The organism is Chitinophaga sp. RAB17, from assembly GCF_052114225.1.
Lineage (GTDB): Bacteria > Bacteroidota > Bacteroidia > Chitinophagales > Chitinophagaceae > Chitinophaga.
Window position 1 is genome coordinate 72,013 of the sequence record NZ_JBFREI010000009.1, and the last position, 19,390, is coordinate 91,402.

The following is a 19,390-nucleotide window of genomic DNA, read 5'->3' on the forward strand; positions in this document are numbered from 1 at the left end:
TGAGCATAACATCAATTTCGCTGCATTAGCTAATAGCTAACAGCTAATAGCTAACAGCTAACAGCTAACAGCTAACAGCTGTCTCACTATTCCTCAAACCGCTTTAATATCTTTTCCAGTTGTTGCTTACTCAAATCTATATTCAACCCCTTCGTATCGAGGATATTCTTTTCCCTTAACTCTTTCAACGTGCGGTTAAAGCTTCTGACAGATATCCCCAGGTAGGCGGCCATATCCTTTTTAGGAAGAATGATCTCCTGATCTGCTTCCAGTGTCAACAGCCGCAGTAAGGCATATTCTACCGGGTATAATTGCTGGTAGGATGTCCGGATGCAGGTTTGACTGATCCGCGTGGCCAGCTCCTGCAGGAGTAGTTGGTTGAAGGCGGGGCTGCTCAGCACCAGGGTCGAGAACAATGCATGTGGAATGGCATATACGGTTACCGGTGTGATGGCTTCTATATTACACAGGCATTTTCCTTTGTTGATGGCTTCCAGTTCTCCGGTTACTTCTCCTTTGCCCAGGAATTCAAAAATATAGTCTTTCCCGTTATCTTCCGCGATGTAGCATTTGGTGATACCGTCTATAATGATATATACATGGCTGATGGTGTCTCCCTGCCGGATCAGGCGGGTGCCGGGGGGGAAAGACTTTTGCATCACTGCAGTGCTGTTGGCAGTGTATTGTTCCATGAAAGTTAAAAAAGCCTGGTTCGTTCGTAACATACTATCAGTGGTGAGACAAATGTCCCGTTTAATTCAGCGGCGCTACTTATTTTTGCATCCGTAAAATGTAAAAATAGCAATGATCAATCATATTAGCGTAATTGCCTTCGATGCTGACGATACCCTTTGGGTGAATGAGCCCTACTTCCAGGAAACAGAAGCCCGCTTCTGCAGTCTGCTGGAAGACTATCTGCCACATCATACTGTGTCGCAGGAATTATTTAAAACGGAAATGGCCAATTTGTCGTTATACGGCTATGGTATTAAGTCATTCATGCTATGCATGATAGAAACGGTGTTGCGGGTATCTGAGAACACGGCACCGCCGGAAGTAATCAATAAGGTAATCCAATACGGACAGGAAATGTTGAACAAGCCCATTGAATTGCTGGACGGCGTGGAAACCGTATTGCAGGCATTATCCGGCAAATACCGGCTGGTAGTGGCTACCAAGGGCGATCTGCTGGACCAGGAACGGAAGTTGAAGAAATCAGGCCTGGAGCATTATTTTCATCATATCGAAATCATGAGCGACAAGAAGGAAAGTGATTACACCAAATTGCTGAAGCACCTGGACTGCCGCCCGGAAGAATTCCTGATGATAGGCAACTCCCTGAAGTCAGATGTGATGCCGGTGCTGGCCATCGGGGGCCATGCCGTGCATATTCCGTTTCATACTACCTGGGCACATGAACATGTGGATGTAACCATAGAAGATCCCCGTTTTTATCAATTTACTACAGTGGCAGATCTCCTGCCTCAATTAATCGCATGAAACAATTATTAGACCTGAACACCTGGGCGAGAAAGGATCATTTTCATTTCTTTGGCCGTTTTGAAGAACCGTTTTTTGGTGTTTGTACAGACATAGACTGCACAGCTACCTATGAGCAAGCCAAGGCAACGGGCAGTTCCTTTTTCTTATTGTATCTGCACAAGTCACTGGCGGCCGCCAACGAAGTAATACCTTTCCGCTACCGGATTACGGATGGTGAAGTGTGGATCTATGACCAGGTACATGCGTCGCCAACCATTAACCGCCCGGATGGCACTTTCGGTTTTGCCTATATGGACTACTACGAAGATTTCAGCGAGTTTGAAGTTTATAGTAAGAAAGAAACAGAGCGGGTAAGGAACAGCACCGGGCTGGTGCCTGCGGTATCGGGAGAAAATGTAATCCATTATTCTTCCCTGCCCTGGATCAATTTCACATCTATTTCCCATGCCCGTAGTTTTTCCTTTAAAGATAGCTGCCCGAAAATAGCTTTTGGGAAGATGAGAGAAGAAGGAGACCGGAAGTTGATGCCGGTTTCGGTACATGTACACCATGCATTAATGGATGGATATCATGTGGGACAGTTCCTGGAAATTTTTCAGCAACGGATGAATACCAAGTGATTTTCAATTGTTTTGGAAGAAAAATTTATCATGTCGTAGTAATGACGTAGTGCCTCAACAACGTTTTTTTATGCAAACGTTTACATTTGGGTGTACTGTATATTTTTCAACCAAAACCACCCCGTATGAAAACGCTAAAATTGTTAGCCATCCTACTCGTATGCTATTGCACTACGATTGCCCAAACCCCTTTCCGTGTCATTGGCTATATGCCTTCCTGGGCCGGTAATGTAAACCAGGTGCAGTATAGCAAGTTAACGCACATTAACTATGCATTCCTGTTACCTACCAACACCGGTGGCCTGCAGGCCATCGACAATCCTTCCAAGTTGCAGAGTCTTGTCAGCACCGCACATGCCAATAATGTAAAAGTGCTGATCTCTGTAGGCGGATGGAACAATGGTGACGACGGCGCCTTCGAGAGCCTGGCGGCCAACGGCACCTATCGGAATAATTTCGTGACCAATATGATCAACTTCGTCAACCAGTACGGACTGGATGGGGTGGATATCGATTGGGAATACCCTGACGCCGGTTCGTCAGCCAACAACTATGTTACCCTGATGACACAGCTCAGCACAGAAATGCATAACCGGGGCAAGTTATTGACCGGCGCCATTGTGGGCACCGGCGGCGCCAGCATCTTAAACGGCGCCTTCGCCCTTGTGGATTTCTACAACCTCATGGCCTATGATTACAACAACTTCGATCACTCTACCTACAATTATGCCTCCCAATCTGTGAGCTACTGGCGCGGCCGCGGATTACCTGCATCCAAAACGGTGCTGGGCGTACCATTTTATGGTCGTCCAACCTGGGAATCCTATGCCCAGCTGATAGCCCGGGGTGCCAATCCCTATGCCGATGTATTTGACAACGTTGGCTATAATGGTATCACCACCATCAAACAAAAAACCAATCTGGCTTTCGATCAGGGTAGTGGTATCATGATCTGGGAATTATCGCAGGATGTTACCGGCGCCAACTCCCTGGTATCTGCTATCCACGAAGTGGTAGTGACCAGAACAGGTAACCCGGGCAACCCCGGCAGCGCACCCATCGGACAAACCATCTGGCTGCGCGGGAATAACAACCTGTACGTAAGCGGTGAAAACGGCACCGTGGCCATGAACTGTAACCGCGCCACTGCACAGGGCTGGGAACAGTTTACCGTGGTAGATGCAGGCGGCGGCAAAATCGCATTACGCAGCCAGAACAAGTATGTATCTTCCGAAAACGGTACGCAAGCCATTACGTGTAACCGTGCCACTATACAGGACTGGGAAAAGTTTACCTGGATCAGCAACGCTAATGGTACTATCTCCCTGCAATGCAATAACGGCGGTTATATCAGCTCAGAAAACGGGGCACAGGCCATGAGTTCCTGGAGAACACCCGCAGGTACCTGGGAATCCTTCAACTATGGTACTGCAAGTGCCCTGGCAGCTATTACTGCCCCAACAGCCATGACCGTTGCGACCAAAACCATCGCAGTGGAAGAAACCAGTACCGCGATACAGGTATATCCTAACCCTATTAACGTCGGGACTACGTTTACGGTTACACTCCGCGACTATAACAGTAAGGCGCCGGTAAAAGCATCTGTTATCGGTACCAACATGCAGCCGGTAATGGTACAGCAACCCAATGCCCGCAGCTTTAAAATCAATACCAGCAATATTCCTGCAGGCGCCTATATTCTCGAAGTGCAGCACGATAATAAACGCCATACCAAAAAGATCATTGTACTGTAACCACCACTATGATAAACCAATTTTTCACCCACAATTAAATCAGTATGAATTCCACTTGTTTCTCACGCTATGCAGTAGCAGCATGGCTGTTATTACTCAGCAGCAGCGTTGTTTCCTGCCGTAAAGATCTGCATACCACCGGTACCCCTGCAGACAGCAGTCCCAACGCCCTCGCATCCGTTAACGACATTAACAGTACCTGGTCAGTAAACTGGGATAACTACGCCAATGGCACCACTTACACCACCGCCAATGCCAATGCGGATTTTGGCAATGTAACCGGCTGGAACGAATCCCGCGCATACAATTCCAACGGCAACCTGCGCATTCAGCTGAACCCTAACGCGCTTTCAGCTGCCGGTGGAGTAGTGGCCAACATCGATGTGGAGGACGGCGCCGCCTATGAAATGGATTATGATATCCGTTTTCATAGTCAGTTCGACTGGAGCCGGGGCGGTAAAGTAGGCTTTGGCTTTTCCATCGGAGATGGTAATACCGGCGGCGATCCCGCCTGGGATGGCAATGGCGGCACATTAAGACTCATGTGGTATCAGAACGATGCCGGCAGGGTATATTTTCAGCCTTATCTGTACTATAAAGATCAGCCCGGGCAGTATGGTGACGACTTCGGTCTTTCTTACCCGGCTACCGGCAGCATCCAAAAAGGAACTACTTATCATGTGCACCTGTATATTAAAAGTAATACGGGCAGCAGCACCAACGGACACGTACAAATCGTAATCAACAATACGGTGCTACTCGACCGCGATATCCGCTGGACCACCAACGACAGCAAACGCCTGATCCGCGGCGTTACTTTCCATACGTTCCGCGGTGGTAGCCAGACTTACTGGCAATCCTCCACAGTAGGATACATCTATTATGATAATCTGAGCGTACATAAAATAAATTAAGGTGTTTTTAAATAGCCATGCAGGAGAGAAACCCTCTCCTGCATGGCTATTTAAACGATGTGGAAAATGCATTTTGCAAAATCGCTGCGGTTGTGTTATTTTCATGCATTACTACCCGTATGAATAACAAATACTACCCTTGAGCCACACGAATGAACAGGAACTATTGCTCTCCGTTGCCAAAGGAGATGAGCACAGCTTCCAGACGCTTGTTAAGCAATACTGGCCACAGATTTATGGTACTGCACTTCGGTTAAACCGCCTGCCGCAACAGGCTAAAGACTTATCGCAGGACATTTTCGTGAAACTATGGAATAGCCGGGAAAAGCTGCCTGAAGTAGAAAGCACCGCTGTCTTTATATATGTAAGCGCCCGCAAGCTGATCAGGGATCACCTGCGTAAAAAAGTGCTGCATACCGACAACCTCGATACCCTCACTGTTCAACTGGGAGCAGCACCTTCCAGCGATCATCCTTTACATCTGCCCGCCCGTATATCTGAAGAAACTTTTGAAGCATTATTTAATCAGTATATGACTGGATCATTGTCTGCAGCCGATCTACGGCTGTTCAGATCTATGGCCATGCTGCCGGAGAACAAAATACTGCTGTCACAGTTGCTGCAGGATGCTTTTACAGATCCTGCGTTTGCTGCCCACGCCGATTTTAATGCAGACGAGATGGGGCAGGAGATCATGCAGAAAGTACAACAGAACGAAGCTATTACACCGGAGATCCATCGTATGGAACTACCACTGATTTCCCGATCCTGGTTTAAATATGTTGCCGCTGCCGCCATCTTTCTATTATTACTGGCTGGTAGCTGGCAATGGCATTTGCGTCAGCAACGCAGGGTGCCTCTGTTGACGCAGCCCGTATTGTTGCCGGCTGCTGCCGGGTTGATGTTGCAGGATAGTGCCCGTACTTTGTCGGATAGTGCTGCCAGTGCAAAACCTTGATCGCTGCACCGAATTGACTCAAATACCCCCTTATGTTGGCCTATTTGCATCCCTGCTTATTGCTGGCTGTAGCGTAAGTTTGCTAAAAGCTTCCACAAACCACCATACATATGAAAACAATATTTGACAACCTCACACGGAATGAATTGATTGGCAGAATCAATACGCTGCATGAAGGGAGCACTGCTCAATGGGGTAAAATGAGTGTTTATGAGATGCTGAAACATTGTACTACTTATGAGCAGATGATGTTAGGTAAGATCCGTTATAAACGTTCGTTCTTAGGACGTTTGTTTGGAAAAATGGCATTGAAGGATTTCGTGGGAGATGACAGGTTGATAAAGCGAAATGTGCCTACACTCCCACAGCTTAAAGTAAAGGCTGCGAGCGGGAATGTGGCCGCCGAAAAAAGTAAATGGATTGCTTTGTTGCAGGAGTATAACCCTGCTAATAATGCGAACATTGTACACGCATTTTTTGGAGAACTGACGCATGAACAGGTAGGACAGCTGGTGTATAAGCATACCGATCACCATCTCCGCCAGTTTAACAGTTAGCCGTATTATTCTATAAAACGATAGCCGTCGTGGGTGTCATAGTCTATGCCGTGTTTTTTCTTTAGTTCCTGGATATAATTAAGCGTACTGACGGTATGTGGACTGGCAACGGTATCGCCTACACGCTCAAAAGTATGTAACAACGTTTCTTCGAGGCAGGCAGATATGCTCATGTTTTTGTGTGCCGCGAGTTCCTGCAACAACGCTGCCAGCCGCTTTTCCAGCCGAACAGGCACATCTACGCGTTCTATTTTGATCGGGGAACCCTGGTTATAGATGTAATGCCCGAATCCTAAATAGTTGCCATACAGATCTCTGATGGTGTAGTCACGTATGCCATAGGCCTGGTCTTCAATAGGCGTGACTATTTCCACGCCATTGGCGAGGTGATATTCATACTGGGTATCGGCATTATCGATAATGAAATTAACCTCTGAGTGTCCTTTTACATAGTCCGTGTCTTTGGACAGATGTATCGTTACCTTACCCAGTGTTACACCCGCATAGGTAAGCGGATCCCCCCAGGTGAATTTAAGTGAGAAGCCAAGTTTGTCCGTATAAAAGTCAACAGCGGCGTTGATATCATCTACTTTCAGTGTAGGAAAAACCTGGGCGGATTCGGTATTGCTTGTCATAGTACCTGGTTTTTTTAAGGGAAGATGCCATCTCATTTCTACCTTAATTTAAGCAAAAAGGACAGGAATTGCAAAAAGGATAGCTGTTGCGCAGCATTTGGCCCGTTTTCCCCTTACAATGTCCCCTTTCCCCCCTGTGTCTTCAAAATAATAGAAGTAGGTTTGTTTTACTAAAAGTTACCACCATGGCATTACTTAATCCATATCTAAGCTTCGATAACAATTGCCGGGAGGCCATGACTTTCTACAAAGATTGTTTTGGCGGCGAGCTATTCCTGCAAACCGTGGCAGAATCACCCGTGATGGCGGCGCAAATGCCCGATCATATGAAGGACCTGATTTTGCATTCCACATTAACCATTGGCGCCATGGTAATAATGGCGTCTGACCTAAGCAGAGTAAAACGTGTGGAAGGAAATACGGTGCAGCTGTGTATTAACTGCCAGTCTGAAAAAGAGTTGGATACCTTCTTTTCAAAGCTTGCGGTAGGAGGTCAGATAACGGAGCCGTTAGCTGATATGCCCTGGGGAGCCAGGTATGGAGCGCTCACCGATCAATATGGCAAACATTGGCTGTTTAATTGTCCGAAGGAGTAGATGGTTTTAGTGTATTGACAATACGGAAAATCAAATAGGAAAATGCCCCGCCTAATACAGAAGCCACCACGTCCTTTATATCGAAAGTCCGCTGCGGCATCCACAGCTGGCAAAGTTCATACAGCGAAAGCCCTACGACCACTGAAACAATGGTGCTGATTGTTTTTCGCTCATCGAGCGGGAATTTTATGACGGAGTAGCCAAGGAAAAGTACCACTACTGCCAGGAAATTGGGAAGTGAATCTGCAAGGAACAGGGTGGTAATATGATGCTTAATGAGATAGGGTCTTAGTCTTACCTCTTCAAAAAGCGTGAAAGCCAGGATGATAATAAGGAGGGTGATGTAGATAGATCGTTTGTTCAAGGTGTTTAAAATATTTATTGCAGTTAAAATTTTATATCAAAACTCCACAAGCTCACTCATTTTAATTTCCAATCCGGAAGCCAGCTTTGCAAGCGTAGTAAAGGCGAGGTTGATTTTGCCGCCTTCAATTTTTGAAATGTCTCCGTTATTGACCCCACTTTTTACCTCAAGGTTTAATAAGGTCATTCCTTTTTTCTCCCTTATTTTCTTAAGATGTGAGCCGAATGCTTTGAGTATTTCTTTTGTTATTTCTGGCATGGATAGTTTCCGTAAATTAATAATATAAATATCAAAAAGGATTATCTGGCAAGAACTCTCTGGGAGAACATTGAAATATTTTTGCCAACTCATTTATATGGTTAAGATTATACTTAGCTCTATAATTAGGGTTTTCTACATTCCCGATAAATCCTACAGAAACATCAAGCATATAAGCTAATTCCTTTTGGGAATAGCCTTTTTCTATTCTTTTGGTTTTTACAGTATCAATAAGGTACTGTTCAATAGGACTGTGTGCGTTCAACATTCTATCCAGCAAAATTAATATGTAGAAGAATTATAAACAAATGGCGGTTAATCTTCCTTATACCTATCAGGTGAGGCCAGGAACAAGCATACGCTCACTTTCAAATATTCAGCAATGTTATACAGGTTTTCCAGGGAAGGCTGGGAAGTATTAGTCACCCATTTAGATACCATTTGTTCTGACATCCCAAGATGACTTGCTAATTCTTTACCTGTTTTTTTCCTATCAGCAAGTGCTGCTTTAATTCTATTATAACTTTCAATACTCATAGAAAAAGAGAACTGGTTAAAATTATTTTTTTAAAACTAACGTATTCAAATCTACTGCCAGTGCCTCCGCTAACTTAAGCAAAGTCGTCATGCTTGGATTGGTTTCTCCAGCTTCCAGTCTTCCTACGGAACTATGAGAAATATCCGCCAAATAAGCAAACTCGCGCGTGCTTAGCTTTTTTGCTATCCTTAGCTTTTCCAGGTTTTTGCCAAACTCCTTCAGTATTTTATCCTCCTTTGCATCTTTCATCTGCGGAAGTTCATTGAAACGTAAAAAAATAATGTACCCGTACTTGGGTACAATTGAAGAACTGTATTGTACGGGAAGTATTGGAGCAACTGGCAGCGGAGCTGAAATCTCCCCCATTTGTAGCGGAAACGCCACAACTTCGCTAACAGCTTCATTTCTACGCCCTTTACAGCACTGCAATTTCTTAAAGGCAGAGTATTTGTATTCATACATAGACAAAAATTCGATATTTATGAATAACAAAAAGCTTCTTGCTATTGCAGTGACAGCAGGCGTATCTGCTGCTGCGGCTATTATTCTTTACAATAGCTGCAAAGTGTCTATTCCCAGAGGCGCAACAGCAATATCGCCATTTGATGTAAGGAGGTACGTGGGTACCTGGTATGAAATAGCCCGGCTGGACTATAAATTTGAACACAACCTGACAAACGTTACTGCTACTTATTCATTAAACGATGATGGAGAACTGGAAGTAGATAATAAAGGATTCAGTCCCGCAAAACAGCTGTGGAAAGAAAGTACGGGCATTGCTAAGTTTGTAAAAACGCCGGATATAGCCCGGTTAAAAGTGTCTTTTTTCGGACCTTTCTACGCAGGTTATAATATCATTGATATTGACAAACATTATAAACATGCGTTAGTGGTAGGAAATAATCTGAAATACATGTGGATCTTATCCCGCACCACCAGTATTCCGCCGGTAATTAAAAAACGTTTCCTGGAACAGGCAGAAGAACTCGGCTATGATACCGATGCTCTCATCTGGACGAAGCATGATTTAAACGCATAAAAAGTGTGCAAAAAATAAATTAGGTTTTACTAAAAATATTAGTATTTTTGTAGAAGAAAGCAAATGAATAATGTAGAAAAGTCTTGAACGCTATGCTGTAGTAGTGTTTGGGGCTTTTCTATTTATATGAAATGCTAAATAAATTAGTGATGGATCAGGTTGAAAACCGAAGGGATATCTTTTTTCAATATTCTCTAAATGCCCATGCACTCCCGTTTGTCATTCTCAAATCCCCACTGCATTATCTTTGAATATTATACAATACGCCATACACTCCCGTTAGCTAATCTTCCATCTACCCCGAAAACACGTTCCCCGGATTGTGTTATATTTATAGTAATCAAAATAATCTCCCATGGCAAAACAAATGTCTATCCTTCCCTTTACGGGAAAACTCGGTCCTCTCATTGGGTATAAGCGCAATGGCCAATACTTCCTGCGCAGCATGCCTGAAAGCGTACGGCAAACGACTGCCACCCGCCGCGCATCCCGGCGCTTTGGCATCGCCAGCAGGAAAGGTGCTTTTATCCGGCATGCTTTTTACGGCCACCTGGATATCCACTGTGATGGTGCCCACATCAATCGTCTCAACAAGCTGCTCATTGCAGCCGGCGATCATCACGAAGCCATCAAAGGCTTCCGCTTCAATCAGCATACCGGAATAGATCGTTTCTTCCCGGTGGCCCCCCGGCTTTTCCCTAACGGGATATTAAATATTCCCGCACAAACCATCGACGGGTATAAAGGTATTGCTGCCCTCGAAGTAAAAGTGATCGCCACGCGTATTGATTTTACATCACGTCAGGTGGTGGGTAGCGAAACGATAACACTCATGATAGCGCCGGATTCCATTTTCCAGGAAACAAATGTTTCGCTGGATATACCCGGAAAGGGCTCACTGGTAGTGGTTTTCCAGGTAAGAGCGATGTACAAGGACGGCCCGTCCTGCAATAGACAATATATGGCCGCCGATATTATTGCGGTGGCAGCGCCACAAGTACCCAAATATACTCATAAACGTACTTACCCAAAGCGCACGAAATTGCTTCCCAAACTTACCTATACATACACATATCCAGCTATCATTCAACTGGAATAAAGCGATCCTTGCCCCCGGAGATATTTTGATAAATAAACTCTTTATACCTGCATCTTTTCAATAGTACATCTCTTTCCACAGCTACAGCCGGCACTGAAGCAGCCCTCCTATGGCCTGTTCTCACCTCCATCCATTCGCTGATTCAATTTCATCCCGGTTATACACCCGGAACTCACCCCCGCGTCAAGTCCACCTTTACTGCGCTGCTACTATAGGTACATAGCGGGTGCTAAGCATAGCATCGGCAGTATCAACATAGTGTTAATACATTGTGTGGGTAATTGAGATGCATAAGGGTTTCGTTCCTTTCAGGTGTAATAACAGAAAACCCAAACATGTATCTGAAAAGCTCCCTGATTTTGTTATTTGTAGCAACAATGATGACAGTGAATAGCCTGTCTTGTAAAAAAGAAGAGGATGCGACGCCTCAACAACCGGGTCCGGGAACGGACGGTAATGGCAGTGGTACGCTGAATTTGCCCGCTACCCTATACGACTATGTGAATACCCGGAACAACATGCCCCCCTGGTTATTGGACTTTATGAGGGCCAATCCCCAGCTGGATAATACTCCCACCGGCAATCCTATTACCAATGAAGGCGCTACACTGGGCAGGGTACTTTTTTATGATAAGGCATTATCTGTTAACAACACTATTGCCTGCGCCTCCTGTCATCATCAGGCAAATGCTTTTTCTGATATAGTAGCGCAGTCTAAGGGATTTGATGGAAAAGTAACCAGGCGCAATTCCATGCCGGTAGTGAATACCCGTTTCTTCAAAGACAAGACAATGTTCTGGGACTTCCGCGCAGCTGATATTGAAACGCAAACCCTCATGCCCATCCTGGATCATATAGAAATGGGTATGCCCGATCTGGCTACGCTGGAAAATAAGCTGAAGGGAATTACCTATTACCCTGCTTTGTTTAAAGCGGCCTTCGGCACAACAGATGTCACTTCGGATAAGATCGGGAAAGCATTGTCGCAGTTCCTGCGTTCTATTGTTTCCTTTAATTCAAAATATGATAAAGGCGTACAAAATAACTTCGCCAACTTTACCTCAGCCGAATTGGAAGGGCTGCATACCATGCAGCACGACTTCTGCACAGAATGCCACAGTGACTTCAGCACCTCTGCCTTCGGTCAAAAATCTTCTTTCCTGATAGTGGATAATACCGGTGTTAACACAGGCCTGGGTTCTAATAATGGACTGGAAGAAAATTATACAGATAAAGGGTACGGAGAAATCACCCATCAGCCACAGGACCAGGGGACTTTCAAAATTCCGAGTTTGAGGAATGTAGCGTTAACTGCTCCCTATATGCATGACGGGCGTTTTGCTACGCTGGAGCAGGTGCTGGAACATTACGCTTCCGGTATTAAGGCTAACCCCGCCCTGGGGACACAGATGCGTGTTGGTGGTATCCCGTTAAGCGCCACACAGAAAAGCAATATAATTGCCTTTCTGAAAACACTCACAGATGAAGAGTTGGTAAAAGATGTGAAGTATTCGGATCCGTTTAAAAAGTGATGCTTTGAATGGTTTTTTATAATACGGCTTTGAGCTGCTTTTTAGCGATGGCAATCAATGATTCATAGTACCTGCTCAGGAAATGATAGATCACCAGTTCATGTTTGCGCTGGTTGGATAATAACATCCTGTTGAGATGCATATGAATATAACTGCTCAGCAAATCGTCCCGCTGTTCGATGTTTACTCCGGCCAGGTGTTGCTTTATCTGGAGTGAACGGTCAGCGAGAAAAGCGGTGGCTTCCTGAATACCATTGGCAGTATCCTGTGCAGGATCCAGGATACTGCTAATTTTGCGCATCTCTTCCCGGTATTTATCGTTGAGCTGCAGGAGCAGTGGCTTGCCACCACCAAATTCTTCATAAAAGCCGGCCTGCAGCCTTTTAAGTAAAGCGAATTTTTCCGGTAGTGTATACCCAAAATCATTCAGCAGCGTATCTACTCCCCGCAGGGCCAGGAGCCAGCGATAGTTTTCACCTTCTTCCTCTTCCAGCAGGTTCAGTATGTTTAGTATGCTTTCGCTGTCGCAGTGAAATAGGTCTTCGCTGAAAGCCATCGTGCGGACGCCATAACGCTCTATTTCTCTTTCGTAGGTATCTGTTTGCAGGCGGTAAACGTTATTGGGTGTATCTCCCAGTGCATCGTATAGTCTTTCCAGTACTACCTTCCAGAAATCTTTTCGTTCACCGTGGTGAAAGCGGATTCGCAGATGGTTTTCAGGATCATTATACCGGATAAAAAACCATTTGTCAATGATGTTTTCCGCTGTAAGTTGCTGCGTAAGCGGTAGTATAATTTCTTTCAGGATATTTTCTGCACTGCGGGTGCCTGCGTAAAGCTTTACATACAGCCATTCACTGCCGGTAACAAATTTGCGTATGGGCATGTCCGTTATTGCGGCAGCTACGATCGGTTGTTCTGTTTTATTTTTTTCGGGAGATATATACCTCAGTGGAATAATAAATTCATTGGTATGTTTCCCTTCGGGTCCTTCTATCCAGCAGTTATCTGGTGTATGGAGGAATTCCTGCAGGGTGACTTGTTCTTTTTTGATGAATTGTGTCATCAGCAGGTGAACAGCCACCTCATTTTCGAGATCCGCCGGCAGTTCATTGTCACCTTCTGTGATGACCACATAGCGGGGGAGGTCCAGTTGTGCTTTTATCTCCTGGAAAATACTCATATACTGCGCCGCTGTAGCATTGGCTAGTGCCGGCCAGTTTTTTTTGTTTAATATCCAGGTGCTTTTACTGAGAATGATATGTCCATATTGTATCCTGGGAAGAAAAGATACTTCACCCGGAAGCTGCCATTGCCAGGCGATTCCGGCATGATAGTCCTGGCTTTGTAAGTCACACAGGAATTTATACACCGGCAAACCATTACGATAGTTGTGGGCGGTACTCATCCGGGGTATAATGATTTTGTTCAGTTTTTTAGAGCGTAACACCACTTTACCACGTTGTACGCTTACCATCAGGTCGGAGAGGTGTATCTGAAATGCTTCCGGGGTGAGACTATTGGCCAGGTATACAATTTCGTATTCCCGGAGGCGGGGACGCATAAGGATATTGCCGGTTCTCGATTCGGGCAGGTGTATGACTTCTGCGTAAATTTTCTCCGGATCATTGGCTTCTTCCGCTGCAAGACATTCCTTTACTTTGGTGGCCAGCTTTTCATCACCATGACAGAACCTTCCCAGCAGGTTAGCCGCGGATGGGCCGCTGCAGCCGTTCATATCAAAGAGGTAGTCGCCATTGTCGATGGCTGCGGCACTATTGCTTAGTATGCTTCCCATGAGATACAGGCTGTCCGGCAAAGCAGGTACTTCTTTGTCTTTCAGCGTATCCAGTTGTTCTTTGGTGATGTGGATGATTTTTTTACCATCTCGCAGGCACTGATGCAGTTGCTGTAGCTGGAATTCCTGCATTTTGCTACGGGGGCTGCTGTTGGCTTGTCCACCAGGTGCAGCGTGTATGTCATCTACCAGTGGGGTATGATCCGTATTGCCGTTGCTGTGAGAGCCGTAGCCAATACCGGCTTCGGTGTCCAGCGCAATGCTCAGCGGTATTTCCTGTTCTTCGTATCGTTGCTGGAATGCCTGACAGAAACTTTGAAGATCCCCGTTTTTGTTGATAGCCGCCAGTTTCCACAGTTGTCCGATTTGTGCGGCCAATTCATTGATGACCGTATGGCTCAATGTATTGCTGCCGGTAGACAGGAACAGATCCGTTTGTACCAGGTCCTTGCTGCTGGTGTTGGGGATCATAGATTTTACCAACGCGTGGGTGGCGGTATATTTGTCGATGCCGGATCGTTGATCCTGCAAAATTGTCTGTATGCGTGAAAGGGGAGTGGTAAATTCTTCCGTGTAGGCGAAATGTCTTAACCGGTTGTGGAGATGCACAAAAAATTCTTCCCCCGTAACGGTTGGTTCCAGTTCACTTACCAGCAGCTGGTTCTGCAGTAGTTCCGCAGTGAATTCAGCTGCTTCTTCCCCGCTGATCTCATCGGCTTCACTAACAATGCTGTTACGTATATCCTTTAACGTTGCTCCCTGCGCAGCGGTATGCAGCATCTTGTCCAGGTAAGGACTTTGATTAACAGCGGTCAGGTAATAATTGCGGATTTTATTCTTGATGGAGTATGCTGCATAGCGATACTGATTACCCGTGGCATATAAAGAGTTGTTGGGATAATAAAGCAGTTGTTCCGTTATTTCGGGTACAGCGGTGATAGCTATTGCCAGCTCTGCTACATAATTCATGTCCAGGCGGCAGTGCTTTTTATGTTCGGTTTTATTATTCAGCCGGATGTCGGTATGATCTGCGGGATCGCCTGTAGCGCAACCGGCAAAGAGGCCATAGGGTGTACAGCGGGTACTCATCCGCAACAGGTACCGGTATAAAGCGGCAGCGAGTTTATATTGCTCTTTTTCAGTCACGGAAGCCTCCTGCAACCATTTTTGCAATTCCTGGTATAGTTCAGGGGAAGCAATATATATGGCTTCCTGCAGATATTCGTCCCGGAAAGTTTCTTTTATAACAGCAGCGAGCGTGGTGTTAGTGATATGGTTTAATTCTGTGGCTACATTCACCGGTAGTAGTGGTGTTCTCACCACATAAAAATTTTCAGCTCTAATCATGGCCAAGGTCAACATTAGTCGCTGAAGGTAACGGTTTCTACTGCAACCGCACATCACGGAAAACAGGTAAAATTTGTGTTTAAACACGTTTTTCGAAAAATCACGCTTTTCCGTGAGTCTACTTTTCTCAGTTTCTACCTACATTTATGATCATCCTGTAATGATAATGATGTAAAACCTGTATTTTTTTAATGCCCTATTTTAGAGACCTGCCAAACATTTAGTCTTTAATTTTTCAACCACATAAATTTGCATTATGAGAAAAACACCTGTTAAAAAACTTGCCCTCGGTAAATTGAAAGTAGCCAAATTAAGCATCAGCAGTCTGGAACAAGGAGATGCGTTCAGACCAACTTACACAGGTTGCAGCCTGATGGCAAAATGTACGCCTCCAATTTCAAAAGATCCTTGTTTCTAAACTGATAGATGATGAAAAAATTATCTGAAAAGAAATTAAGTCTGGGTAAAATAAAAGTAGCTGACCTCAGTAAAGCAAATGTTACTGCTGAAGGGTTTATGCTATCACTTGGTTGTGTGCCAAGTGTGAAAATCAGTTGCCTGAGCCAGGGCGCCCCTGTTTGCAGTGTGGACTCCTGTATTTTCTGATTTTTGTTCACTGTCCCGCTTAAAATTAGTTTATGAAAAAGCTATCAGAAAAAAAATTAAGTCTGGGTAAAATAAAAGTAGCCAGTCTTTCTGCGGCAACACATCAACAACAAATGGCAGCAACTGCCGGAACCTGTTCCATCATTTGCTCCTTTCGTATTTGCACTGACAATATGAGCCAGGGTGCTCCTATTTGTAGTGTAGATTCTTGCCGCTACTGATTGATATTTTTTATTAGCAACTGACTGTATGGCAAAACATGTATGCGTAAGCAATGCATGTTTTGCCATTACATGTTTTATAAAGTCAATTCGGTTTATGGATCATAAGGAAGAAGCATTATTAGTCCTGCAAAGGATCTGCACGGAACTGGACAGGTTTACAACAGAAGATACCAACACCGGATTATTAGGTGGCTATACCGGTGTAGCCTTGTTTTATGCATATTACTATCAACTCACCGGCAAGGAAGAACACCTGGATAAAGTATATGAAATTATAGAGAAATGCCTGCAGGCATTATCTGAAGAACCTATGAATGGCTCTCACTGCAGCGGCATCGCAGGCGTGTCCTGGTGTATTCAGCACCTGACAGACATGGGCTTCATTGAAGCCGATGATGCAGCCGATACCTTTACCGATATTGATGTGTTGATAGGCGATTTTATGGAAGCCGAACTAAAGGAAGGCAAGAACGATTTCCTGCATCAGGGATTAGGTTCTGCACTTTATTTCCTGGCAAGACTCCCGGCACCTGCGGCAGTTACACAACTGGAAAGCCTCGTGCATCACCTGCAAAAAACAGCTATCCCACTGCCCGGTGGTATTGGCTGGAGAGATCACTTCTCCAGTAAAAGCCAGGAATACCAGGACCAGCACCTGTTTAACCTGGGCCTGGCACATGGCAATCCTGCTATTATTGATATACTGGCAAGATGTTATGAAAAAGGCATTGCCAGGGAAACCGCGTTGCCACTGATAGAAAAAAGCATACAATGGTTGTTGGGCACCCGCAATAAATCCGGTGTAGCAGAACAATCGTTATACCCGGTATTAGTAGATGCCAACAATCGGATAATGGGAGAAGCCCATAGCCGGCTGGGCTGGTGCTACGGAGACCTCGGTATTGCAACCATGCTCTGGAATACCGGCAAACGACTGGAAAGAAGTGATTACCAGCAGGAAGCACTTCGCATGTTCCAGCATATCAGCAATCACCGGAATGCGAAAAACGGAGCGGTAAATGACGCCTGTTTATGCCATGGCAGCGCCGGTATTGCTCATATATTGCAGCAGGCAGGATTGGCCGCCAATAATACTGCTTTGCTGGATGCTTCCCGGAGCTGGCTGCAAACAACCCTGCAAATGAATACCTGGGCCGATGGTCCTGCAGGCTTTAAATTTTATCATCATCCCGATTATATCATCAGCCATAATGTACTCGAAGGAATTGCAGGAATAGGGCTGTCGCTGATCAGCTTTGCGGATACAGAAATTAAACCTGCCTGGGGGGCTTGTATGCTGATAGTTTAAACTTGTCTTGTCCTTGATACACAGATTATTTTTACTATCTTACATGCATAGTAAATGAGCAGTTAAGTTGTTCACCCAACATCATTATGCCATAGCATACAGAAGTTACAGCAAACAGAAAAACCATGATCCGTTTATATTTTGTTGATGATCATCCATTGATCTTAGAGGGGTTACGATCCCTGCTCAGCATGGAAGCAGATATTCAGTTGGCAGGCGAAACCAGGAACGGTATCTCCTGTCTTCATTTTTTAGATCAGCATACCGCAGATGTTGTTTTACTTGATACCCTATTGCCTGATATCAGCGGCGCCGAACTTTGTGCCAGCATAAAGAAGCGATATCCTGAAGTGGCCGTGCTGGGATTAAGTTATCATAAAAATGACAGCGGCATTGCCAGTATGCTGGATAGTGGCGCCAGCGGATGCCTGATGAAAAATGCCGATAAAGAAGAATTACTGCAGGCCATTCACGATGTTTATTCCGGGAGGACCTATCTCTCGGCAGAATTAAAACAAGCCCTGAAAGGAGATAGTGTGCTGCATTTGCATATTACCAAGCGGGAAAAAGAAGTACTATGGCTCATTGCCAACGGCCATACCAATCACGAAATAGCAGAAAAGCTGTTCATTAGTTCAGATACCGTAGATAGTCACCGGCGTAATTTGCTCGGCAAATTCAATGCGCGTAATACCGCTATGCTGATCAAATGTGCCGTAGATAATAAAGTACTGATTTAAGTAAGATCAGCAGCTCCGGCTTACACCGGAGCTGCTGGCTTTATTTTGTTGGCGCCGGAGGTAAAGACAACAACGGGATATTGGAATCATATGCCAGTTTTTTAGAAATACTTCCACGGAAAAGCGATGCCAGGAATCCCGTTTTCCGGGGCACTACGATGATCATAGAAGCGTGGTGCTGATTGGAATACGAAAGAATACCTTCTACCGTATTATCTTCATTGATATAGTCAAACGTAGCACTGCATTTTTCAAAAATATTATGTAAACTGGCAATCGTATCTCTGGCCTCTTCTGAATAGAGATCTTTTGATACTTTCTCTACATTCAATACCCGCACCGGCACCGGAAATGCATCCAGTATTTCATAGAGCTGATGTACCGGGATGACAGTATGATCTTTCAGGTCAGTTGTAAATACAACAGATTTTATGCCTCGGCCAATAATTGTGTCTTTGGGAACAATCAATACCGGCACTTTACTTTCTTCTATCATCATGGAAGTGGTGCTGCCCAGCAATAATTTTTCGAGACCGGATCTGCCGGATACCCCCATCACCACCAGGTCTACCTCTTCCGCTTTACATAAATCGCCGATATAGGCCGGCAGGGAAGTATCTTCCGCCAGCAAATCTACCTTTATGTCTTTTACCAATGATTTCAGCCGGTCCTGTACCAGGGCCAGTTGAGACATGCTTTCAACATAAATCTCCTGCGAACTCTGAGAATTGCCTATCGGCAAATCGGTGCCCCCGATAATGGTTTGATAGGCATGGTACAAAAGGATCCGTTTTATCTGCAAAGGACCAGCCATCTCGGCCGCGTATTCGGCCGCGCGGAAAGCATTTTCAGAAAAGTCGGTCAGTAGGAGGATTGTTTTCATGTGTATTAGTTTTGATGCCAATGGAGGAGCCGCTAATTTCCTGCCAGTTAATGGGTAAACAAAATTAAGGGGTAGATGTTCGGAAATAGTTATTCCGGCGGTACGAAATCAGGGCA

General features: G+C 45.1%; 24 protein-coding genes. 15 read left to right on the top strand and 9 right to left on the bottom strand.

The window, feature by feature from the left end; genetic code table 11:
* Nucleotides 1-86: 86 nt before the first annotated feature.
* Entirely contained in the window at nucleotides 87-725 is a 639-nt protein-coding gene (locus AB4Z08_RS25740) for a Crp/Fnr family transcriptional regulator (protein WP_441576651.1), read from the bottom strand.
* A gap of 79 nt (nucleotides 726-804) precedes the next feature.
* On the opposite strand from AB4Z08_RS25740, the gene AB4Z08_RS25745 reads away from it, so the two are divergent.
* The 6 genes from AB4Z08_RS25745 (at nucleotide 805) to AB4Z08_RS25770 (ending at nucleotide 6,306) form a co-directional block, all read left to right on the top strand.
* Complete coding sequence (locus AB4Z08_RS25745; RefSeq protein WP_441576652.1) at nucleotides 805-1,500, top strand: HAD family hydrolase; 696 nt, start codon at nucleotides 805-807, stop codon at nucleotides 1,498-1,500.
* A complete protein-coding gene (locus AB4Z08_RS25750) occupies nucleotides 1,497-2,123 on the top strand; it encodes a CatA-like O-acetyltransferase (RefSeq protein ID WP_441576653.1) in 627 nt (208 codons plus the stop codon). Before AB4Z08_RS25745 ends, AB4Z08_RS25750 begins: the two co-directional genes overlap by 4 nt.
* A 125-nt stretch (nucleotides 2,124-2,248) precedes the next feature.
* Complete coding sequence (locus AB4Z08_RS25755) at nucleotides 2,249-3,877, top strand: glycosyl hydrolase family 18 protein (RefSeq protein WP_441576654.1); 1,629 nt, start codon at nucleotides 2,249-2,251, stop codon at nucleotides 3,875-3,877.
* A 44-nt stretch (nucleotides 3,878-3,921) separates the two neighbouring features.
* The gene (locus tag AB4Z08_RS25760; RefSeq protein ID WP_441576655.1) at nucleotides 3,922-4,791 is read left to right on the top strand and encodes a polysaccharide lyase; all 870 of its coding nucleotides are present in this window, start codon (nucleotides 3,922-3,924) and stop codon (nucleotides 4,789-4,791) included.
* A gap of 139 nt (nucleotides 4,792-4,930) precedes the next feature.
* A complete protein-coding gene (locus tag AB4Z08_RS25765; protein WP_441576656.1) occupies nucleotides 4,931-5,749 on the top strand; it encodes an RNA polymerase sigma factor in 819 nt (272 codons plus the stop codon).
* 110 nt (nucleotides 5,750-5,859) lie between these two features.
* The gene (locus tag AB4Z08_RS25770) at nucleotides 5,860-6,306 is read left to right on the top strand and encodes a DinB family protein (protein WP_441576657.1); all 447 of its coding nucleotides are present in this window, start codon (nucleotides 5,860-5,862) and stop codon (nucleotides 6,304-6,306) included.
* A gap of 5 nt (nucleotides 6,307-6,311) precedes the next feature.
* Here the strand turns inward: AB4Z08_RS25770 and AB4Z08_RS25775 are convergent, their stop codons facing one another.
* Nucleotides 6,312-6,941, bottom strand: a complete 630-nt coding sequence (locus tag AB4Z08_RS25775; RefSeq protein ID WP_441576658.1) for a VOC family protein — start codon at nucleotides 6,939-6,941, stop codon at nucleotides 6,312-6,314.
* 185 nt (nucleotides 6,942-7,126) lie between these two features.
* On the opposite strand from AB4Z08_RS25775, the gene AB4Z08_RS25780 reads away from it, so the two are divergent.
* Nucleotides 7,127-7,537, top strand: a complete 411-nt coding sequence (locus AB4Z08_RS25780) for a VOC family protein (RefSeq protein ID WP_441576659.1) — start codon at nucleotides 7,127-7,129, stop codon at nucleotides 7,535-7,537.
* Here the strand turns inward: AB4Z08_RS25780 and AB4Z08_RS25785 are convergent.
* From AB4Z08_RS25785 to AB4Z08_RS25805, 5 genes are read right to left on the bottom strand one after another with little or no spacing between them, the layout of a single operon-like run.
* Entirely contained in the window at nucleotides 7,518-7,901 is a 384-nt protein-coding gene (locus AB4Z08_RS25785; RefSeq protein ID WP_441576660.1) for a VanZ family protein, read from the bottom strand. The two genes, AB4Z08_RS25780 and AB4Z08_RS25785, sit on opposite strands and share 20 nt — an antisense overlap.
* 36 nt (nucleotides 7,902-7,937) lie before the next feature.
* Nucleotides 7,938-8,252, bottom strand: a complete 315-nt coding sequence (locus AB4Z08_RS25790; protein ID WP_441576661.1) for a helix-turn-helix domain-containing protein — start codon at nucleotides 8,250-8,252, stop codon at nucleotides 7,938-7,940.
* Nucleotides 8,191-8,427 (bottom strand): helix-turn-helix domain-containing protein, encoded by a 237-nt coding sequence (locus AB4Z08_RS25795; RefSeq protein ID WP_441576662.1) that lies wholly within the window; start codon nucleotides 8,425-8,427, stop codon nucleotides 8,191-8,193. The genes AB4Z08_RS25790 and AB4Z08_RS25795 overlap by 62 nt, the downstream gene beginning before the upstream one ends.
* Before the next feature lie 47 nt (nucleotides 8,428-8,474).
* A complete protein-coding gene (locus AB4Z08_RS25800; protein ID WP_441576663.1) occupies nucleotides 8,475-8,696 on the bottom strand; it encodes a helix-turn-helix transcriptional regulator in 222 nt (73 codons plus the stop codon).
* Nucleotides 8,697-8,718: 22 nt separating this feature from the next.
* A complete protein-coding gene (locus AB4Z08_RS25805) occupies nucleotides 8,719-9,159 on the bottom strand; it encodes a helix-turn-helix domain-containing protein (protein WP_441576664.1) in 441 nt (146 codons plus the stop codon).
* Between the two features lie 19 nt (nucleotides 9,160-9,178).
* Between AB4Z08_RS25805 and AB4Z08_RS25810 the strand changes: the two genes are divergently transcribed.
* The 3 genes from AB4Z08_RS25810 to AB4Z08_RS25820 all read left to right on the top strand — a co-directional run bounded on the left by AB4Z08_RS25810 (nucleotide 9,179) and on the right by AB4Z08_RS25820 (nucleotide 12,367).
* Nucleotides 9,179-9,736 carry a lipocalin family protein gene (locus tag AB4Z08_RS25810; RefSeq protein WP_441576665.1) on the top strand — a complete coding sequence of 186 codons (558 nt, stop codon included), beginning with the start codon at nucleotides 9,179-9,181 and terminating at the stop codon, nucleotides 9,734-9,736.
* Nucleotides 9,737-10,091: 355 nt separating this feature from the next.
* Nucleotides 10,092-10,835, top strand: a complete 744-nt coding sequence (locus AB4Z08_RS25815; protein WP_441576666.1) for a hypothetical protein — start codon at nucleotides 10,092-10,094, stop codon at nucleotides 10,833-10,835.
* Between the two features lie 335 nt (nucleotides 10,836-11,170).
* Entirely contained in the window at nucleotides 11,171-12,367 is a 1,197-nt protein-coding gene (locus AB4Z08_RS25820; RefSeq protein WP_441576667.1) for a cytochrome-c peroxidase, read from the top strand.
* A gap of 16 nt (nucleotides 12,368-12,383) precedes the next feature.
* On the opposite strand, the gene AB4Z08_RS25825 is transcribed toward AB4Z08_RS25820, so the two are convergent.
* Nucleotides 12,384-15,512, bottom strand: coding sequence for a lantibiotic dehydratase (locus tag AB4Z08_RS25825; RefSeq protein ID WP_441576668.1), 3,129 nt, complete (start codon nucleotides 15,510-15,512; stop codon nucleotides 12,384-12,386).
* Nucleotides 15,513-15,768: 256 nt separating this feature from the next.
* Here AB4Z08_RS25825 and AB4Z08_RS25830 point away from each other — a divergent pair, with 256 nt between their 5' ends.
* From AB4Z08_RS25830 to AB4Z08_RS25850, 5 genes are all read left to right on the top strand, one after another.
* Nucleotides 15,769-15,930: a hypothetical protein gene (locus AB4Z08_RS25830; protein ID WP_441576669.1), complete on the top strand. Its 162-nt coding sequence runs from the start codon at nucleotides 15,769-15,771 to the stop codon at nucleotides 15,928-15,930.
* Nucleotides 15,931-15,941: 11 nt separating this feature from the next.
* On the top strand, nucleotides 15,942-16,118 hold the full coding sequence (locus tag AB4Z08_RS25835; RefSeq protein ID WP_441576670.1) for a hypothetical protein: 177 nt from the start codon (nucleotides 15,942-15,944) through the stop codon (nucleotides 16,116-16,118).
* Nucleotides 16,119-16,150: 32 nt separating this feature from the next.
* Nucleotides 16,151-16,339, top strand: a complete 189-nt coding sequence (locus tag AB4Z08_RS25840; RefSeq protein WP_441576671.1) for a hypothetical protein — start codon at nucleotides 16,151-16,153, stop codon at nucleotides 16,337-16,339.
* Nucleotides 16,340-16,436: 97 nt separating this feature from the next.
* The gene (locus tag AB4Z08_RS25845) at nucleotides 16,437-17,651 is read left to right on the top strand and encodes a lanthionine synthetase C family protein (protein WP_441576672.1); all 1,215 of its coding nucleotides are present in this window, start codon (nucleotides 16,437-16,439) and stop codon (nucleotides 17,649-17,651) included.
* Nucleotides 17,652-17,776: 125 nt separating this feature from the next.
* Nucleotides 17,777-18,391, top strand: coding sequence for a response regulator (locus AB4Z08_RS25850; RefSeq protein ID WP_441576673.1), 615 nt, complete (start codon nucleotides 17,777-17,779; stop codon nucleotides 18,389-18,391).
* Nucleotides 18,392-18,431: 40 nt separating this feature from the next.
* On the opposite strand, the gene AB4Z08_RS25855 is transcribed toward AB4Z08_RS25850, so the two are convergent.
* On the bottom strand, nucleotides 18,432-19,274 hold the full coding sequence (locus AB4Z08_RS25855; protein WP_441576674.1) for a universal stress protein: 843 nt from the start codon (nucleotides 19,272-19,274) through the stop codon (nucleotides 18,432-18,434).
* Nucleotides 19,275-19,390: the final 116 nt, after the last annotated feature.

What these genes read in the sequence shown, in the direction of transcription:
- AB4Z08_RS25775 (WP_441576658.1), bottom strand. Translation starts at nt 6,941, where the DNA reads ATGACAAGCAATACCGAATCCGCCCAGGTTTTTCCTACACTGAAAGTA.
- AB4Z08_RS25810 (WP_441576665.1), top strand. Translation starts at nt 9,179, where the DNA reads ATGAATAACAAAAAGCTTCTTGCTATTGCAGTGACAGCAGGCGTATCT.
- AB4Z08_RS25790 (WP_441576661.1), bottom strand. Translation starts at nt 8,252, where the DNA reads ATGAGTTGGCAAAAATATTTCAATGTTCTCCCAGAGAGTTCTTGCCAG.
- AB4Z08_RS25855 (WP_441576674.1), bottom strand. Translation starts at nt 19,274, where the DNA reads ATGAAAACAATCCTCCTACTGACCGACTTTTCTGAAAATGCTTTCCGC.
- AB4Z08_RS25850 (WP_441576673.1), top strand. Translation starts at nt 17,777, where the DNA reads ATGATCCGTTTATATTTTGTTGATGATCATCCATTGATCTTAGAGGGG.
- AB4Z08_RS25840 (WP_441576671.1), top strand. Translation starts at nt 16,151, where the DNA reads ATGAAAAAGCTATCAGAAAAAAAATTAAGTCTGGGTAAAATAAAAGTA.
- AB4Z08_RS25820 (WP_441576667.1), top strand. Translation starts at nt 11,171, where the DNA reads ATGTATCTGAAAAGCTCCCTGATTTTGTTATTTGTAGCAACAATGATG.
- AB4Z08_RS25825 (WP_441576668.1), bottom strand. Translation starts at nt 15,512, where the DNA reads ATGATTAGAGCTGAAAATTTTTATGTGGTGAGAACACCACTACTACCG.
- AB4Z08_RS25800 (WP_441576663.1), bottom strand. Translation starts at nt 8,696, where the DNA reads ATGAGTATTGAAAGTTATAATAGAATTAAAGCAGCACTTGCTGATAGG.
- AB4Z08_RS25835 (WP_441576670.1), top strand. Translation starts at nt 15,942, where the DNA reads ATGAAAAAATTATCTGAAAAGAAATTAAGTCTGGGTAAAATAAAAGTA.
- AB4Z08_RS25745 (WP_441576652.1), top strand. Translation starts at nt 805, where the DNA reads ATGATCAATCATATTAGCGTAATTGCCTTCGATGCTGACGATACCCTT.
- AB4Z08_RS25815 (WP_441576666.1), top strand. Translation starts at nt 10,092, where the DNA reads ATGGCAAAACAAATGTCTATCCTTCCCTTTACGGGAAAACTCGGTCCT.
- AB4Z08_RS25795 (WP_441576662.1), bottom strand. Translation starts at nt 8,427, where the DNA reads ATGTTGAACGCACACAGTCCTATTGAACAGTACCTTATTGATACTGTA.
- AB4Z08_RS25845 (WP_441576672.1), top strand. Translation starts at nt 16,437, where the DNA reads ATGGATCATAAGGAAGAAGCATTATTAGTCCTGCAAAGGATCTGCACG.
- AB4Z08_RS25755 (WP_441576654.1), top strand. Translation starts at nt 2,249, where the DNA reads ATGAAAACGCTAAAATTGTTAGCCATCCTACTCGTATGCTATTGCACT.
- AB4Z08_RS25770 (WP_441576657.1), top strand. Translation starts at nt 5,860, where the DNA reads ATGAAAACAATATTTGACAACCTCACACGGAATGAATTGATTGGCAGA.
- AB4Z08_RS25780 (WP_441576659.1), top strand. Translation starts at nt 7,127, where the DNA reads ATGGCATTACTTAATCCATATCTAAGCTTCGATAACAATTGCCGGGAG.
- AB4Z08_RS25740 (WP_441576651.1), bottom strand. Translation starts at nt 725, where the DNA reads ATGTTACGAACGAACCAGGCTTTTTTAACTTTCATGGAACAATACACT.
- AB4Z08_RS25750 (WP_441576653.1), top strand. Translation starts at nt 1,497, where the DNA reads ATGAAACAATTATTAGACCTGAACACCTGGGCGAGAAAGGATCATTTT.
- AB4Z08_RS25830 (WP_441576669.1), top strand. Translation starts at nt 15,769, where the DNA reads ATGAGAAAAACACCTGTTAAAAAACTTGCCCTCGGTAAATTGAAAGTA.
- AB4Z08_RS25760 (WP_441576655.1), top strand. Translation starts at nt 3,922, where the DNA reads ATGAATTCCACTTGTTTCTCACGCTATGCAGTAGCAGCATGGCTGTTA.
- AB4Z08_RS25805 (WP_441576664.1), bottom strand. Translation starts at nt 9,159, where the DNA reads ATGTATGAATACAAATACTCTGCCTTTAAGAAATTGCAGTGCTGTAAA.